This window comes from Paraglaciecola sp., assembly GCF_039943935.1.
Lineage (GTDB): Bacteria > Pseudomonadota > Gammaproteobacteria > Enterobacterales > Alteromonadaceae > Paraglaciecola.
Genome location: NZ_JBDUZQ010000010.1, coordinates 218,239 through 236,366 on the forward strand (window position 1 = coordinate 218,239; position 18,128 = coordinate 236,366).

General features: G+C 39.0%; 10 protein-coding genes. 5 read left to right on the forward strand and 5 right to left on the reverse strand.

Annotated elements, in window-relative coordinates:
- Together ABJD71_RS06780 and ABJD71_RS06785 are read left to right on the forward strand one after the other, a co-directional pair.
- Positions 1–384, forward strand: a complete 384-nt coding sequence (locus ABJD71_RS06780) for a hypothetical protein (protein ID WP_348166475.1) — start codon at positions 1–3, stop codon at positions 382–384.
- A gap of 117 nt (positions 385–501) precedes the next feature.
- Positions 502–1,524 (forward strand): LacI family DNA-binding transcriptional regulator, encoded by a 1,023-nt coding sequence (locus ABJD71_RS06785; RefSeq protein WP_348110549.1) that lies wholly within the window; start codon positions 502–504, stop codon positions 1,522–1,524.
- A gap of 11 nt (positions 1,525–1,535) precedes the next feature.
- Here the strand turns inward: ABJD71_RS06785 and ABJD71_RS06790 are convergent, their stop codons facing one another.
- From ABJD71_RS06790 to pulA, 4 genes are all read right to left on the reverse strand, one after another.
- Positions 1,536–3,062, reverse strand: coding sequence for an MFS transporter (locus ABJD71_RS06790; RefSeq protein ID WP_348166478.1), 1,527 nt, complete (start codon positions 3,060–3,062; stop codon positions 1,536–1,538).
- A 45-nt stretch (positions 3,063–3,107) separates the two neighbouring features.
- Positions 3,108–5,123, reverse strand: coding sequence for a glycoside hydrolase family 97 protein (locus tag ABJD71_RS06795; protein WP_348166568.1), 2,016 nt, complete (start codon positions 5,121–5,123; stop codon positions 3,108–3,110).
- A 127-nt stretch (positions 5,124–5,250) separates the two neighbouring features.
- A complete protein-coding gene (locus ABJD71_RS06800) occupies positions 5,251–7,131 on the reverse strand; it encodes a glycoside hydrolase family 13 protein (protein WP_348166481.1) in 1,881 nt (626 codons plus the stop codon).
- The gene (gene pulA, locus ABJD71_RS06805) at positions 7,128–9,890 is read right to left on the reverse strand and encodes a pullulanase-type alpha-1,6-glucosidase (RefSeq protein ID WP_348166484.1); all 2,763 of its coding nucleotides are present in this window, start codon (positions 9,888–9,890) and stop codon (positions 7,128–7,130) included. The genes ABJD71_RS06800 and pulA overlap by 4 nt, the downstream gene beginning before the upstream one ends.
- Positions 9,891–10,319: 429 nt before the next feature.
- Here pulA and ABJD71_RS06810 point away from each other — a divergent pair, with 429 nt between their 5' ends.
- The 3 genes from ABJD71_RS06810 (at position 10,320) to ABJD71_RS06820 (ending at position 16,441) form a co-directional block, all read left to right on the forward strand.
- The gene (locus ABJD71_RS06810) at positions 10,320–13,121 is read left to right on the forward strand and encodes a TonB-dependent receptor (RefSeq protein ID WP_348166487.1); all 2,802 of its coding nucleotides are present in this window, start codon (positions 10,320–10,322) and stop codon (positions 13,119–13,121) included.
- A gap of 98 nt (positions 13,122–13,219) precedes the next feature.
- A complete protein-coding gene (locus ABJD71_RS06815) occupies positions 13,220–14,722 on the forward strand; it encodes a tryptophan halogenase family protein (protein WP_348166490.1) in 1,503 nt (500 codons plus the stop codon).
- An 87-nt stretch (positions 14,723–14,809) separates the two neighbouring features.
- A complete protein-coding gene (locus ABJD71_RS06820) occupies positions 14,810–16,441 on the forward strand; it encodes an alpha-glucosidase (protein WP_348166493.1) in 1,632 nt (543 codons plus the stop codon).
- A 93-nt stretch (positions 16,442–16,534) separates the two neighbouring features.
- Here the strand turns inward: ABJD71_RS06820 and ABJD71_RS06825 are convergent, their stop codons facing one another.
- Positions 16,535–17,908: a DUF4397 domain-containing protein gene (locus ABJD71_RS06825; RefSeq protein WP_348166496.1), complete on the reverse strand. Its 1,374-nt coding sequence runs from the start codon at positions 17,906–17,908 to the stop codon at positions 16,535–16,537.
- Between the last annotated feature and the right edge of the window lie 220 nt (positions 17,909–18,128).

Here is an 18,128-nt window from a genome sequence, read left to right on the forward strand (position 1 = left end):
ATGAAGCCAAATACGTTGATAATAGTAGTAAGCGGTATAACCTGGATGTTAATGGGCTGTGTGACCAAAGACACAGACCTATTATCAGAAGCGCTATTAGAGCAACCAAGTATGGAGTCCCGTCAAGCAATGGAAGTTTTAATTGGAGAAATGTTAAAAGGCCGCCCTATAAAATTAGCAGATACAGTATTCAGTAAAAAGAGTCGCTTGACTGTAGAACGCCAACAATCAGCTCCAAACTCTAATAATGTACTAAATGGCCGTGAAATAGCTGCAATAGATTCCTTTACTTTATTTCTCAACAATGGCCAATGTATGATTAGACACAATCAAACTGGCCAAACCCGTTTTGTAGAAAATGTAAAATGTATCACAAACCCATAATGTCAAGTCAGCTGGACTGATTAGAAATAGTACAATCTCCCAGCTTACTTTTTATTCATATACATACTTAAAAACGTCACGTAAAATCTAACTACTTTTATTTTTACAGTGTTTTTAATGTCCAAATCTACCTCTTTTGATATTGCATTTCAGGCCAACGTATCTCAATCTACTGTGTCTCGAGCATTGCGAAACAGTCCATTAGTAAATGAAAAAACACGTCTAAAAGTTCAAAAGATAGCTCAAGAACTAAATTACAAAGTAGATAAGAACGCCAGTAATCTGCGGACTCAACATACAGATACAATTGCTCTATTGTTATTTGAAGATCCAACCGATGATGACTCTGCAATCAATCCATTCTTTCTATCTATGTTGGGGAGTATTACAAGAGCCTCAGCTCGTAAAGGGTATGACTTACTTATTTCATTTCAACAATTGAGTGACGATTGGCATGCTGACTTTGAAGATAGTCGTAAAGCAGATGGTCTAATACTTTTAGGTTATGGTGACTTTGTCGATTATCAGGAAAAGCTCAGTAAATTAAATGAATACAATACTCATTTCATTTGTTGGGGAGCTGAAACAGACGGCGAACATATGGTTTCAGTGGGTTGTGATAATTTTCATGGTGGCTATGAAGTCACAGAACATATAATCAAACTCGGGCGTAAAAACTTTGCCTTTCTGGGGGACGCATCTAATCATTACCCTGAGTTTTTAGCTCGATACAAAGGACATTGCCAAGCACTGTTAGACCATAGATTATCGATAATTAACGGGTTACAAGTAGATGCGATATCCGTTGAAGACTCGGGATATGAGGCTGCTAATCAACTAATTGATAAAGGTATCCCCTTTGACGCAATTTTTTGCGCCAGCGATTTAATAGCCATAGGTGCCATGCGAGCCCTTAAAAAGCGAGGCTTTAGAATACCAGAAGATATTGCAATTGCCGGATTTGACGATATAGCAACTGCAAATTTTGTGGTGCCTCCCCTCACAACCGCTAAACAAGATACTAAGCTTGCCGGAGAAATCTTGGTTGATAATATTGTTGCGTTAATTAATGGAGAACAACCGAATAGTATTTTAATTCCAACCTCTCTTATAGTGCGTAAATCCTGCGGCTACTCTTAACATAATTAACCTTAATTATTAGTCTTCACCCTGAGGACTAACACTGCCGCTAGCAACATACTCGCTCCACCCACAACCAATGAATAAATAGGTTGGCCGTCAAACACTTTACTTATCAAAATTCCTAAAATACTAGCGGCTAGAATTTGTGGCAACACAATGAAAAAATTGAAGATTCCCATGTAAAGACCCATTTTCTTAACAGGTAATGCATTGGATAAAATGGCGTAAGGTATTGATAAAATAGAGGCCCATGCAAACCCCACGGCAATCATAGAAGCGATCAACCAAACAGGATTATCAATTAAAATGAATGATATAAATCCACAGCCCCCTAGTAGTAAATTAATCATATGCGCAATACGTAAATTAGAATACCTAACGACTATTGGGATACAAATTGCTGCAAATACGGCTGTTAAATTATAAGTTGAAAACAACACCCCCACCCAGTCCGCTCCTTGATTAAATGCCAAAGAACTCGTATCTGTCGCATTATAATGGTGGCTGGTAATCGCCGCGGTCGTGTAAGTCCACATTGCAAAAAAAGGAAACCAAGAAAAAAATTGCACAGCGGCTAGTTGTCTCATCACAGCAGGCATCGAATACAGGTCAGCCATGATCTGCGAAAAGCCATTTTTAGTTTTGCTTTGACTAGATAATCCACCAGCGATTAATTGGCAGACTCCAAAAACCACCATACCCAGAGTCAATATGGCTAAACTCTTATCCAATTGCTCTAAATAGTGGTACAACAAATAACTTAATATTAAGCCAAACCCCAACCAGAATAACCCAGCTTGATAATATCGCTTGGCTGTTTTTACTTGCCTAGGCTCTAGCTCTTTAGAGTGATGTAACGCTTCAAATTTTTCAAATTCAGATAGTTCCTTAGGTGAGTACTCTTTAGTGGTATATACAGTCCACAATACTGCCGCTAAAAATACTAAACCACCAGCGTAGAACGCAAACTTCACAGAGTCGGGTAATTCCCCAGCGGCAGCGGTATTATCAATATTTAACCAGTTACTCATCATCCAAGGCAATGAAGATGCCACTACCGAGCCAACGCCGATAAAGAAGCTTTGCATAGCATACCCAGAAGCTCGTTGCTTTTTAGGCAACATATCACCGACAAAGGCTCTAAAAGGCTCCATGGATACATTGATAGAGGCATCCATTATCCATAACATACCAGCCGCCATCCAAAGAGTTGGAGAGTTTGGCATAATAAAAAGAGATAAACTGGCAACAATCGCGCCCCATAAAAAATATGGCCGTCTGCGACCTAATCTTCCCCACGTTTTATCACTCATATAACCTATGATTGGCTGGACAATTAACCCAGTAATAGGGGCCGCTACCCACAATATGGCCATATTGCCGTAATCGGCACCTAAGGTTTGAAAAATACGACTGACATTGGCATTTTGTAACGCAAAGCCAAACTGAATCCCCATAAAACCAAAGCACATATTCCATATTTGCCAGAAATTTAACTCGGGTTTAACTTGTGCTTGTATGCTAGCTGTATGCATAATTTCAGAACCTTATTTTAGTTTATCTTGATACAACAAGCTGTCTTAAAGTGCTTTGAATCGAATAGCAAAACCACCACTACTAGCCATAGGTATTTTTAAGGTATCTGAGGCTTGAACGTGCTTTTTTTCAATGAGGATGTCATAGGGATTATTAATCCAATTGGCTGAATCTCCGTCACGATAAATCTGCGCTTCATAGGTTTTATTCTTGTCTAGAAAATCTAAAGCAAGGCTCAACTTCCTAGGGTCTTCATTGGTCAATGCACCAACAAACCAATCTTCACCACCTCGTTCTTGTCTTGCAAAAGCCACGTATTCACCTACTTCACCTGCGATGGCTTTACTTTCGTGCCAGTCAACGGGTACATCTTGAATAAACTGAAATGCTTCTAAATTTTTCTCATAGTTTCTCGGTAAATCTGACGCCATTTGAATGGGGCTATATATCACCACATACATAGCAAGTTGTTTTGCCAAGGTTGTTTGTGGCCGGTCGGTATCTGCTCCTAAGCCCTTAAAACCCATATCGAAGGTACCAGGGGTAAAATCCATGGGCCCAGATAGCATCCGAGTGAAAGCAAGAATAGGTAAATGTTCAGGAGGGTTAGGCGGAGAGCCCCAAGCATTATATTCTTGACCTCGAGCGCCTTCTCTAGATATCCAGTTAGGATAGGTACGACGTAAGCCTGTATCTTTAATTGGCTCATGGGTATTGATACTTATTTGATATTTTGCAGCTTGTTTAACATTGTGTAGATACTCATTCACCATAAACTGACCATCATGCCATTCTTTACGAACAATACCCTGATCGTCTATCTGCTTAATATTACCGCCATCTGCAACGTAACCGGTTTTTACTTGGCGTACTCCGTGTTTTTGATACAGTGCAAATGCATCATCCATTTGATTTCGATAGTTAGTCACATTACCAGAGGTTTCATGATGACCAATTAAACGCACGCCCTTTGCCAAACCATGCTGCGTAATTTCTTTGATATCAAAGTCATCATAGGCTTGAGTAAAGTTGAAAACATCTCCATTGTTATACCAGTCGCCGTCCCAACCTATATTCCAACCCTCTACTAAAACACCATCAAAGCCATATTCAGCAGCAAAGTCCATGTATCGCTTAGTTTCTGCCGTAGTCGCCCCATGTTTTTCACCGCTACCCCAAGTATTTTCGGCAATATGCATGCCCCACCAAATACCCACATATTTTCCCGGTTCAATCCATGAAGTATCTGCAAATGTAGTTGGCTCATTGAGGTTTAGAATTAAATCAGAGTTAAGCAGCCCAATTGCATCTTCACTTATCTGAACGGTGCGCCAAGGCGTAGTAAAATCTGCAGTCTTCTTAACTAAAACCCCATCAGACCATGGTGTTAAATCAGCTTTTAGTACCCCACCTCGCATTTGTTGTAATGTCATACTGGCGTAATCGACCAGTGCCGCTTCATGAATACTCACATGGGCACCATTCCCAAGTTTAAAGGTGAAAGGGGTGTGTACGCGATCCACTGAACTCAAGGCACTGGTTTGATAAATGTATTCATAACGGTTCCAACCTCTTGATGGGATCCACCAAGCTGTAGAATCTTTTGTATCCGCTATGGCAAACTCAGTTAACTCATTAGTGATATCGATGTGACTATCTAACCCTGGCTGTTTAGGTACTTCATACCTAAAGCCTACTCCATCATTGAATACTCGAAATCGTACAGCAAACAAACGTTTAGCATCCTGATTAGCAACAAATGTAACCAATATCTCGTTATGATGATCCACTACTTGTTTTCGCTCCCCCCAAGGCTGTTGCCAAGTACTATGGTGTGCTACCTGTTTTACAGCTTGAATAGAAAATCCTTCTCCTAATTCAGAAACCTGCTTAAACCTCAGGCCCAATTTGGACTCAGTCAATATTGGTAGCTTATTCAAAGTGATACTGTAACTAGGTGAGTGCGTATCAGCTATTGTGACTTCAATTTTTCCATCAGGTGATGAACCAGTGATAGATTTTGCAAATACCGGAGCGTAAATAACACTGGCGATAAACATCAGAAATATTTTATTCATTTTGGTTTCCTTGTACTAAAAGTGGTTGGCAGAGCTAATATCTACTCATAAACTCAAAAGCCACCTTGATAATTTTTATTATTTTAAAATAGAAAATTAACATTTAATTTCAGCTAGTTACGTTCAAGATAAGTATACTTTTTGAGTTAAGTTTAATTTCAGAATTCAGTGAGTAATGTTTAGATGTGATGACATCTTTGGCTTGGCTATCAGCTGGAATTAGCTCGGAATAATCAGTTGGATTAAGAATAACCTCCTGATTGTTTTTATTTATCACAACCATAACTATCTGCTGTTCTAAGCTTCTAAAGTAAACGTATACACCCTTATTAGGAGCAAAGTGGGTCAATTTGCCTCTATGAATGGCTGTGGCATTTTTACGCCAATTTAGTAACTTTTTGATATAATTTTGTGCTTCGACTTGCTGCTTGGATAGGCCTTTTTGGGTAATAGCACTGCTAAGATCTGAATGCCAACCACCAGGAAAGTCAGAACGAATCACACCATGGTCTTCTGTACCTGTGTTACCCATTAAGACTTCAGTACCATAATACACTTGGGGTATACCACGTGTAGTAAACAAAAAGCCCAGGGCAATTTTGAATAAATCTAGATCATTATTAAGCTGAGTATAAATACGACTCATGTCGTGGTTGTCAGCAAATACCACCAAACTATAAGGGTCAGGATATTGGAAGTCATTGGCTAAAGACTGGTAGATGCTATTTAAACCTGTATTCCAACTGTCACTATCTTTTAAGCCATTTACTAGGGCGTCTTGTGTGGGGAAGTCCATTAACGTTGGCAAGTAGGATACGTAACCATCATGGGTATTTTTACCCCGCTGCCAATAGGAAACTAAAGCAGGATTAGTGGTCCACTCTTCACCAACAATATTGATATTAGGAAATTCTTCAGTCACTCTTTTGGTCCACAGGGACAAAAAATCTCTATCTGGATATGAATATGTATCTACTCTTAACCCAGATAAATTGGCAAATTCTATCCACCACAGAGTATTTTGAATTAAATAGTTTGCTAGCACTGGATGACGTTGATTTAAATCTGGCATAGTGGCAACAAACCAACCATCAGAAAACAACCTTTTATCTTTTTCGGTAGCATGAGGATCATGCAAACTTTGTCTTTTGTGATGGGTTCCAGTAAAAGCTTGCCCTTGAAAATTCAACCAATCTTTTGCTGGTAGATCCTCTAACCACCAATGCTTGTCACCTATGTGATTTAGCACCACATCTTTTAGCAGTCCTATACCTAAAGCTTGAGCTTGGTGCGACAACTCTTTAAATAATTGATTACTACCAAACCTTCCATCTATTTGGTAGAAATCAGTGGCAGAATAACCATGATAAGAATAAGCGGGTTGATTATTTTCAATAAGTGGTTGAGACCAAATTTGGGTAAACCCCATATCCCGTATATATTCTAAATTATCAATAATTCCTTGAATATCTCCACCATGACGACCACCAATATTGGCTCGATTCACACCCTCACTGAGCATTGCAAGTTGATCATTGTTGGGATCACCATTTGCAAAACGATCTGGTGTAATTAAATAAATGACATCTTGGGGACCATAGGATGTTTTCGCTGCTGAAACCTTATTACGCTCACTAAACTTATAAGGATAACGAATTTTAGTTTTTCCATTTTTTACAAAATTAATTGCATAGGTCCCAGCTTGCAAAGACTCACTTAATTGTAAATCTATCACTAAATAATTGGGGTTATCTAAGGTATTAACCTGAACAACTGCTATATCCGAATGCTCAACTATGACACTTAGATCACTGATGTTTTTACCGTGTACCATTAACTGTAGTTTTTTACCTTTCATACCCGACCACCATGACATGGGTTCTAAGTGGTCAATTTGGTAATTATTCCCCAATGCATTGGTAGTAACTAAAATAAAGAAAACGGCACATATACGCTGTATTTTAAGCTGCCATAGGTTTGATTGTTTCATTGTACTTGCCTTTCAGAGGGTTCGATAAATACTGCTGTGGTTAGAGGAGCGACTGTGAATATTCCGCTATTTGCATAACTTTGCTTAGCCGAAAAATTGGCTGAACTAGCTAGAACTGGGTGTAATGTATATTGGTTAAATTCCGGTAATTGAAATGTCTGCGGATGTTCACTGGTGTTAAATAGAACAAGTTGGTCAGGGTGTTTAGTATCCCCTGCAATACTCATCACAATTAAACCCAATTGCTGGTTTGAACCAGTATTATGAAATTTTACCTTTTCGATTACATCTGCTTCATTTGTTAAACGATACAAAGCAGAGGTCATGCGTATTTCTAGTAAATCCAAAAAGCCTTGAACACTAAAACGAATATTTTCAGGACTCACTATATCTCTGCCTTGATTCCGCTTAAGCAAAGTTTTAATTAGCGGCCAGTTTATTTGATCTTTTTCTTTAGGGGGGAGACCGATATTATAGTTATTACTCTTGAGGCTAAAGTCGACTTTGTTAAACCAATCACCATAATCATAAGAATCACGCAAAAATCCCTTAGACCTAAGCATTTCTGATCCCATATGAATGAATGGAATACCTTGAGCCAACAAAACGAATGATAAGTTTTGTACCTGCATCAAAGTACGTTGCTGTGGGGATAAGTGATAAGCAACGCGATATTGATTGTTATCCCATAATGTTTGGTTGTCATGTTTTGACACATAATTGATGGTGTCAGCTGGGTCCAAAGCGTAACCTGTAGGCTGTTCGCCATATGGAATTTCTTGACCTAATTTAAGCTTCCCACTGTGTATCATCAGGGGAAAATTAGCTAAATTACCTGCTAAGCCAATTCTGATTTGGTCCATTTTTAAGTAATAAGTATCCAAACCTTCATTTTGTAACTCGTTGGGGATCACGCCTAAGCCATTGCCAATTCCTTGGTTTTTTCTAAGGTTAGTTGCTGAACCGGTAACACTCCCTCCGCGCACTGCGTCTCTAAGCCTGTCAGTAAAAGTACCGATTTCAGTACCCGCCATGTTTAATTGACTGGCTTGAACAAAACGTTTGTTATTAGCCACTTCTCCAAAATTCCAACCTTCACCATAAAAGTAAGTATCAGGGTCCACTTCACGCACAGCTTTTCGAGCCTTTAACATCGCGTCTTTAGGTTGGTGCGCCATTAAATCAAATCTAAAGCCATCGATTTTATAGTCTCTCGCCCACACCACTAAAGAGTCGATCATTAACTTTTCCATCATGACTCTTTCTGTCGCAGTATTGTCGCAACAGCTAGATTGAGTAATAAGGCCAGTAATGGGGTCGAGTCGGTGATAGTAGCCAGGGACAATTTTATCGAGTACAGATTTAGGGCCTAATCCAGCCTGATGGCTATGGTTGTAAACTACGTCCATAATCACTCTAAAGCCCATGTTATGTAGTTGCTGTACCATAGCTCTAAACTCTACGATTCTAGACTCGCCTTCTGGCTGCAGGGCGTAACTCCCTTCAGGTACAGTAAAATGAAACGGATCATATCCCCAATTATAGTTATCAAAAGGGCGCAGGGCTGAAATTAGTATTTCTCGGCTCGAATCCTCTGCCGATAGCTGTTCGAGATACCCTCGAATTGACATCTTTTTAGAAGCTAAAGTCGTACAAAAAGGTAAGTGCTTGGCAATTTTGCAAGCTTTTTCAATAGGGTCATCAATATCAATCACCTGATCTGTATTCTCTCCCACACTCCCTATATCAAAGGTTGGTAATAAATGAATACTATTTACGCCAGCCTTTGCTAGCCCTTGGAGATATTTAAAGCCATCACTCTTTTTGTCTGTAAATGCAGCGTATTTTCCTCGGTATAGGGGGTCCGATAATGACAGATCATGAGCGCTAAAATCCCGTATATGAGTTTCATAAAATACACTATCTTCAGGAGCCAACAGCGGCACATCCTTTTGATCAATCCATCCTGAGGGGAAAGTATTTGGGTGCTGTAAGTCTATGACCTGAGAATACTCACTATCCATGGAGAGACTTAGAGAATAAGGGTCAGTAGTTTGTATTGTTTCAACTTGACCACTAACGGAGTGATAAACCGTAACTTGATAACGGTAATAAGTATTGGATAAGTCTTCTGGAACAGTAACCTGCCAGACACCAGATCTATTATCTTCAAGCATAGGTATCTTATGTGTTTTTGCTGGCTGTTTATCCCGTTCAAACAAAAGTAAGCTAACATTCTGTGCAGTTGGAGCCCAAAGTTTAAATTGAGTACTACTGTCTAATAATGTTGCTCCAAGATCATTAACCTCATCCGCGTCTTGGTCTTTTGAAGTATAAACCTCATCGATAATATGTCCTATCTGTACAAATGTACCTAGCGTTTTGCCCTTTGCTGCATCCCGCTCAACCACTACAAGAGGTTGTTTTAATAAAGCTTTAATTTGCTGCACAGGTATTTCAAAACTGTATGCATTGAAGTGAGCTAAATGTGGATATTGCCCTTGCAACATTTTTGGCATGTCACGTTTGAACAAAGGGAAACTTTTGTTATATTGATTTTTTGTGGTTAATAACAGTGAACCCGCGGTGTATTTATTGTTAATCACTATTACATCTGATGTGAGCCAATGAGCTTCGTAACCTTGTATGGAGTATTCATTCAGAGTTGCACCATCTTTGGCTGTATTTTCAAGCTGGGATTGAGCATGGATCTGACACGCTATTAATCCTAAAACTAAAATTACAAATAAATTTTTCACCAAGATACTTCTCTTATTTTGCAAAAACTAAGGTGCAACTAATGTACGCGTTGTGATGCTCAATAAAAAGAAAACAGCGTGTATTGCATACGTATTCAGAACCCACCAAAAACACAACCTATTAACTTAAATGCTACATTTGCATCACTAAAATATAATAAAAACACCCGTGGCAGCTGTGTAAACAGACCTATTTAGCCTTACAAAATTAACTTTTAAAAACTAAAAAACTCAATTATATCAAGATTCAAAAATCATTGAATACGTATGCATAACATATTTTTATTAGCCTCACTGCTCTATATTGATGCCCATCCACACTGGGTGTGGCACTAATGGCGGTTATAAAAGATGATACGGCTATTATTTAATATAGAAACTCAAAGCCAATAACAAAAACAAGTGGTACCGGCTCAACGGAGAAGCACGATGTTACATTTCAAACAAAATAAATTAACAAATGCATTAATTTCAGCAGGCATAATAACGATGAGTACATCGTTTTTAGCTTATTCCCAAGAAGAAGTAGACCAAGGTGACGAAGATGTTGAAGTCATTCAGGTCAAGGGGTTTCGTGGCAGCATAATAGAATCAATTAGTACAAAACGTTTTGCAGCAGAAGTTGTTGAGTCGATTTCAGCAGAAGATATAGGCAAATTACCTGACTCTTCAATCGCAGAGTCCATTGCTCGCCTTCCTGGCCTAGCTGCACAACGCTTAGACGGAAGAGCAAGCAGAGTCAGTATTCGTGGTTTTGGAGAGGACGAAAGTGGCACTACTTTTAATGGCCGAGAACAAGTTTCAATTGGTGACAATCGTGGTGTTGAATTTGATTTGTACCCATCAGAAATAATGAGCGGTGTTACTGTCTATAAGACCCCAAGTGCAAGAATAGAAGCAGAAGGGATCGCGGGTGTCATAGATATGCAAACTGTTGATCCCCTTAGTAAAGATGAGCGTGTCCTGCAGTTCAATGGACAATATGAAAAAACAAGTTTTGACAAGCTCAACCCCGATGGCAACGATGACGGTTTTCGAGGAACTTTTTCTTATATAGATCAATTCGCAGATCACACCCTAGGGGTAGCGTTTGCCTATTCAACAATGAGCTCACCGAATCAAGAAAAACGTTGGAATGCGTGGGGATACCCCACATTTGAGTATGAAGACGGTTCACAAGGCTCCATTTTAGGAGGTGCTAAACCTTACGTACGCTCTTCAACACTAGAAAGAGACTCAGCACTCCTAGTGATAGAAGCAGAGCCAAATGATCAACTTCATATGACTTTTGATGCTTTATATGTTGATTTTTCTGATGAAAAAATTCTGCGTGGCATTGAAATACCCTTTGCATGGGGTCAAGGAAGCATCTCAGCTGATAGTGCGGTTATTGATTCTGAGTCCGGCTTTGTCACAAGTGCCGTGACTACAGGCCAGAGAGTGGTTGTACGTAATGACTATGAAACACGTGACGCCAAACTCAACTCAATAGGATTTAATACCGAATACTTTGCCTCAGACACCTTAACCATAGAGTTTGACGCCAGTTATTCAAAAGTTGAACGGGATATTTGGAGTATAGAAAGCTATTCAGGTACTGGGCGTGGTGATGCTAGAGGTGAAGCTGATACCTTAGGATACACCTTTGACGGCGGAAATACAGGAGCACACTTCACCCATGAGTTGGATTATTCAGACTATAACTTAATCCAATTAGGCGGCCCTCTTTCTTGGGGCTGGAGCTCCGCACTTAATGATCAGTATGGGGTAACAGGTACCGAGTACGAGAACCAACTACAAGATGGTTTTATTAATGCGCCTAATATAGATGATGAATTAATGGCCCTTAAGCTTGCTGCTTCAATGGGAGTCGATAACGATTTTATCTCTTCTGTTGATTTTGGTATGTCTTACCGTGACCGTGAAAAAACCAAAATATCAGAAGGCTATTTTATGACACTGTCTTCTTTTTCTTATCCTGATAATCCAGGCACCATGATAGTACCGGAGCAATATAGATTGGGTAGTGCCAGTTTAGACTTTATCGGCATGGGTGACATGCTAGCCTATGATACTAATGCATTGATAAAGGACGGTTATTACAATCTTTTGGCAGAAAGTTTAACCAATTCAAGCCATGCCACTAAGTCTTGGACTGTTCAAGAACAAGTCACCTCAGCTTTTGTGCAAGGAAATATTGATGCTCAATTAGGTGATATACCTATTTCAGGTAATATCGGCCTAAGATATGTGCAGTCAGACCAATCTTCACAAGGTAATGCCTTTAACACAATAGATGGTTTGGTGGTTACAGAACCCACAGACATTAGCCATGATTATACCCACTTGCTACCCAGCCTGAACCTTTCGTTTAGAATTGATGATGAACAAAGTGTTAGGTTTGGTGCAGCCAAAACCATTTCTCGTGCGCGTTTAGATGAAATGAATGCTTCCATTAATGCCTCTTACAGTCAAATTGTCGATGAAAACGGCAACAATTGGAGCGTCAGTGGAGGTAACCCAAATCTTGAGCCTAAAGAAGCTATTGGCGTCGATTTATCATACGAAAACTACTTCAATCAAGAAGGCTATTTTGCAGTTGCTTTGTTTTACAAAGATTTAAACAAATGGATCTTTGACGGTAACTTTGAAGTAGACATGACAGGTGTGGCTGACCCAGCAACAGGCGAAATTCCAGATTCACCAATAGCAACGGGATCAGGTAAAACAAATGGCGGTGAAGGTACTTTATGGGGCTATGAATTTTCTCTATCTCTGCCATTAAACATAATGCATGAAAATCTTGATGGCTTTGGTGTTATCGCTAGTTACACTGGTGTTGAGTCAGATATTCAAGACCAAAACGGCAATGACTTTGAGTTACCAGGCCTGTCTGACAGTATTACCAGCGTCACCTTCTACTATGAAAAAAATGGCTTCCAAGCTAGAACTAGTATGCGCAAACGGGATGATTTTAAAGGTGATGTATATGGATTAGGGTTCACTACCGACCAAGTTGACATAGTGGGCGAAACTATCTGGGATGCTCAAATTGGGTTTGATTTTGAGCAGGCCGGGATAGAAAGCTTAGCTGGCCTATCTATTTTTCTACAGGCACAAAACCTCAACAAAGAACCTTTCACGTCATTGCAAGGAGACAACCCGTTGCAAGTGCGTGATTACCAAGACTACGGAAGCACGTACCTCTTAGGGTTCAGCTATAAACTGTAAATCATTTAATTACACGACTAACTAATGCCCTTGAGAAGATAACACTCCAAGGGCAAAGGTTTTTTCTGATTTGAATAGCCATATCGAGGAAACAACTAATGGAAAAAATGGTTGATAACAATTTGATTCAAAATGTGGTGATTGTAGGTGGCGGTACGGCGGGATGGATTACCGCGGCTTTGATGGCGAAAGTTTTAAACAAAACTATCAATATCACACTTATAGAGTCAGATGAAATTGCATCAGTTGGAGTAGGTGAAGCAAGTATACCGCCAATTATGCATCTTAATAATGCATTAGGTATTGACGAAAGTGCTTTTCTAAAAGCCACAAAAGGAACATTTAAACTTGGCATCGAGTTTGAAAACTGGCAATACCAAGGCAGTAAATATATGCATGCCTTCGGTGGCATGGGGAAAGACTTTCCATTCTGTGACTTCTATAACTTCTGGCTAAAAAGCAAACAATTGGGGATTCACTCAGAATTCGGTGATTACTCACTTAACTACCAATGTGCTAAACAGCACAAATTTTCTAAGCTCAAAAATATTCAAGGAACCAATTTAAAAGGCATTGAATACGCCTACCACTTCGATGCGGTTTTGTACGCAAACTTTCTTAGAGAGTTTAGCGTAAAACACGGGGTTAAAAGGATTGAAGGCATTGTAAAAAAAGTAAACCTGAACCCTAAAAATGGATTTATTTCCTCTGTGCATATGGAAAGTGGCGAAACAATTTCTGCGGATTTATTTATAGATTGTAGCGGTCAGCGAGCCTTACTAATTGAAGATGCTCTGCACACAGGCTTTGATGATTGGTCACATTGGTTACGTTGTGACAGTGCGATAACGGTTGCAAGTGAAGCCATGAAATCCATTCCACCTTATACCCGCTCTATTGCTCATCAAGCTGGTTGGCAATGGCGTATACCGCTACAACATCGAATGGGTAATGGCATTGTTTACTCTAATCACTATATGAGTGATGAGCATGCTGAAGATGCACTGCTATCAAGTTTAGATTCCAAAATAATTTCAGAGACCAAAAAGATCCAATTTCGTACTGGCAGAAGGCGTAAACAGTGGAATAAAAACGTGGTAGCTATCGGCCTATCTAGTGGTTTTTTTGAACCCCTTGAATCAACAAACATTCACTTAATTCAAACTGCCGCCATACGTTTACTCAAGCTATTCCCTCATTTAGGTATAACTAAACACAATATTGATGAGTTTAACCGTCAAGCCTTGATTGAATCAGAGCATATTCGTGATTTTATTATTTTACATTACAAACAAAATCAACGGGACGAAAGTGACTTTTGGCGAGATTGCAGCTTGATGGATATTCCTGACTCCTTAACTCGCAAGATAGAGTTATTTGAAAACAGTGGCCAAGTTTTCAGAGAACAAGACGAATTATTTACCGAAGTAGCATGGCAACAAGTGATGATAGGACAAGGATTAATGCCTAAAGATTATCACCCACTAGTCAACCAAATAGATGCCAAACAACTAACTGACTTAATGCAAAGCTTATCAACTTTAATACAAAGAACAGCAGGAAAGATGAGCACACACAACGACTATTTATCGCTTTTGTAATGCTTAAATTAATAAAAGCAGGTGTCTACTCACCTATAAATATTAACTTTTGCTGAATTAACCCTTTTAAATGTGAACTAGTAAATTATGACTAATGAACCTTGGTGGCGCGGTGCCGTCATCTATCAAATATATCCTCGCAGTTTTATGGATGCCAACAATGATGGTATTGGTGATCTGAAAGGTATTATAAACAAGCTCCCCTATATAAAGAGCTTAGGGGTGGACGCTGTTTGGATCTCTCCATTTTTTAAGTCTCCAATGAAAGATTTTGGCTATGACATCAGTGATTACAGACAAATTGATCCTATGTTTGGTGACATGCAAGACTTTGACGACCTAATAGCCAAAGCCAAAACCATCGACCTTAAAATTATTATTGATCAAGTGTTAAGCCATACGTCAGATCAACATCCTTGGTTCATACAAAGTCGAGAAGACCAAACCAATGACAAATCTGACTGGTATGTGTGGGCAGAAGCAAATGAGTTTGGTGGGCCCCCTAATAATTGGTTATCTATTTTTGGTGGCAGCGCTTGGCAATGGGAGCCTCGTCGTAAACAGTATTATTTACATAACTTTCTAACGTCGCAACCGGATTTGAATTTTCACAACGAACAAGTACGAGAAGCTGTATTAAACAATGTAGAGTTTTGGCTACAGCGAGGGGTTGACGGATTTAGGCTAGACGCCATTAATTTTTGTTTTCATGATAAGCAATTAAGAAATAATCCAGCTAAAGCGGAAGAAGACCGCAAAGGTCGAGGCTTTAGCGAAGATAATCCCTATGCCTATCAATATCATAACTTTGATAACACCCAGCCAGAAAACCTCAATTTTGTTGAAGATATACGTACACTCATGGACCGCTATCCAAATGTTGTTACCTTGGGTGAGATTTCCTCTGAAGACTCGTTGAAAGCTATGGCAGATTATACCAAAGGTGATAAGCGGTTACATATGGCCTATAGCTTTGAGTTGTTAACGCCTGATGGCTCTGCAAATTATATTAAACAAACCGCTGAAACACTTGAAGAAAACCTAACTGGCGGTTGGCCGTGCTGGGCAGTAGGCAACCATGATGTTAGCCGAGTAGCTTCTAGGTGGACTGAAGGGAAGAACATTCAAGCTAAAAGTAAATTGTATAACGCATTGCTAACCTCTTTGCGTGGTAGTGCTTGCACATATCAAGGTGAAGAACTTGGTTTACAAGAATCAGATATTGCTTTTGAAAATTTACAAGACCCATACGGCATATCTTTTTGGCCCACATTTAAAGGTCGTGATGGTTGTCGAACACCTATGCCATGGTCAAAAAACATTCTGAATGCTGGATTTTCTGAAAATCCTAAACCTTGGTTACCTGTGGATAGTTCGCATAGAGAATACGCTGTTGAAATCCAAGAGCATCAGCCTAACTCTGTGCTAACAGCCTACAAAACCTTTCTACATTGGCGTAAAGAACAATTTGCACTTAGGTTTGGTAATATAGATTTTAAAGAAAGTGACAATCAAAAATTAATTTTTACGAGAGCATATCAAGAACAAACCATTATGGTTATCGTAAATTTTTCAGATGAAATGTTAACTATGAAAGTATCAGATGCACACATCAATTTACTTGAAGGCCATGGATTTGAATTACCTAGATTGAAGAGTAACTCAGATAAAATTGAACTGAAGCCATTTCAAATAGCTTACCTAGACATTAGCTCTTAATATTTAATAAATCATCTGATTAATCACCTTGAAAATGATAAAGGCGCTGATCTTACGATAGCGCCTTTAATAAATTCAGAGGTAAACGTAAGGCTAGTTTACATACTCAGTTATTTGATAAGGTGAGCCACCGTAATCAAAATCTGTAGTAATTAGATTAACTACCCCGCCTTCTTGTAAATCATAAATTGTATAATCTAATAACAATTCATCACTTGAGTCATATATATAAATATCATAACTCCCCGCTTCTATTTCATAACTTTCTGACTCTAAATAACTGACAGATAGTTCAGCATCATATGAATCTGGATCACCTCCCTGTTCAACAATAACAATTTCTAAAGACTCATCACTTTCAGAATATATGACGTGGGAAAATAGGAGCTTACCGTGGGTTTCAATAATACGTAAATCTTCATCCGTTTCATTTAACGAAACTGTTGTTGTTGCATCACCGGCACTTAGCAATAAAATTTGATCATCGGCATACACATTAAAGGTTGTTTCCTCTAGCTCAGCCCCGTCTTCACTATTAAGCACATAAACAGTAGTAGATTCTGCTTCATCAGACACACTTGGGGTAACTTCAATATCGTAAGATAACGCTCCAAGCCCTATATATGTTTCAATAACATTAGTACTATCACCTGTTGCGACCGATATGCCCGACGTATTACTGATACCGTTAGCAACTCTTATATGTGCATCTTCAGCTTCATTGGTTAACGCTCTGGCGCCACTGTCACTTAACTCTATAATCTTGTAGCGAACATCAGAACTTCCTGCTACATCGTAACTTACAAGAATAAATGATTTAGCATCACCTTCATCTATCTCAATGTCATTCTTTTGAGCAAGTATTGTGTCGGTTCCAGACTCAGTAAAAACAATCTTATAGTCCCCCTCTGTTACTTCTGCATCGCCACTCGAGTCAGCTTGAGCTAGAGTATAACCGACATTTTTATTCAGTAGATTTTCATCCGCTTCAATTAAATACATATCAACTGTTTCTGCAGTATTAGCCAGGTTAACAAACTGTATCATCCCAAAGCCATCCTCAAAGTCGTCATCGTATACATCAGAAATATCCATCTCTATTTCGAACGTACTAGGGCTAGATGCATCTCCGTATAATATAAAAGAATGTAGCTTTTTCTTATCAACATGCAGAGTTTCATCATCGATAAAATTATCTTCTTCAGAATTAGGTAATATTTGATTGAATTCTATGTCGTAGCTACCGGTACTGACGTTTTCGTAATCTGTGGCCTCTGCGTAATCAAGCTCATCTATAGTAGAATCATCTACAACAAACTCTATAGCTGGTGATTGGGGCGATAAATTTACAAATTGATAGTATCCAGTACCACTACTATCTTCTTCCTCCTCTAGAGAGCAGCCATATAAAACGATTGATAAAACAAAAGGGGTACAATAAAGAATTTTATTTCTAAGCAGTGACATTTATATCCTTAAACACAAAAAGTTGAATCTTGTGCTCAGAATAATAAATAGATAAAAGGTTCATTGAGAAAAGCTGAATAGCTGCAACCTCTGCATTGTTTGCACATTTCAGAGGGATATAATCGTATTTAACTAATAAATGAAGCTTTCTTAATACGTAACCAAACAAAAAAGGCGCTTATCTTGCGATAAGCGCCTTTTGTATTTTACTAACTAAATC

Excerpts from the sequence above, each read along its gene's own strand:
- ABJD71_RS06800 (WP_348166481.1), bottom strand. The coding sequence starts at position 7,131 with ATGAAACAATCAAACCTATGGCAGCTTAAAATACAGCGTATATGTGCC.
- ABJD71_RS06790 (WP_348166478.1), bottom strand. The coding sequence starts at position 3,062 with ATGCATACAGCTAGCATACAAGCACAAGTTAAACCCGAGTTAAATTTC.
- ABJD71_RS06780 (WP_348166475.1), top strand. The coding sequence starts at position 1 with ATGAAGCCAAATACGTTGATAATAGTAGTAAGCGGTATAACCTGGATG.
- ABJD71_RS06820 (WP_348166493.1), top strand. The coding sequence starts at position 14,810 with ATGACTAATGAACCTTGGTGGCGCGGTGCCGTCATCTATCAAATATAT.
- ABJD71_RS06825 (WP_348166496.1), bottom strand. The coding sequence starts at position 17,908 with ATGTCACTGCTTAGAAATAAAATTCTTTATTGTACCCCTTTTGTTTTA.
- ABJD71_RS06815 (WP_348166490.1), top strand. The coding sequence starts at position 13,220 with ATGGAAAAAATGGTTGATAACAATTTGATTCAAAATGTGGTGATTGTA.
- ABJD71_RS06810 (WP_348166487.1), top strand. The coding sequence starts at position 10,320 with ATGTTACATTTCAAACAAAATAAATTAACAAATGCATTAATTTCAGCA.
- ABJD71_RS06785 (WP_348110549.1), top strand. The coding sequence starts at position 502 with ATGTCCAAATCTACCTCTTTTGATATTGCATTTCAGGCCAACGTATCT.
- ABJD71_RS06795 (WP_348166568.1), bottom strand. The coding sequence starts at position 5,123 with ATGTTTATCGCCAGTGTTATTTACGCTCCGGTATTTGCAAAATCTATC.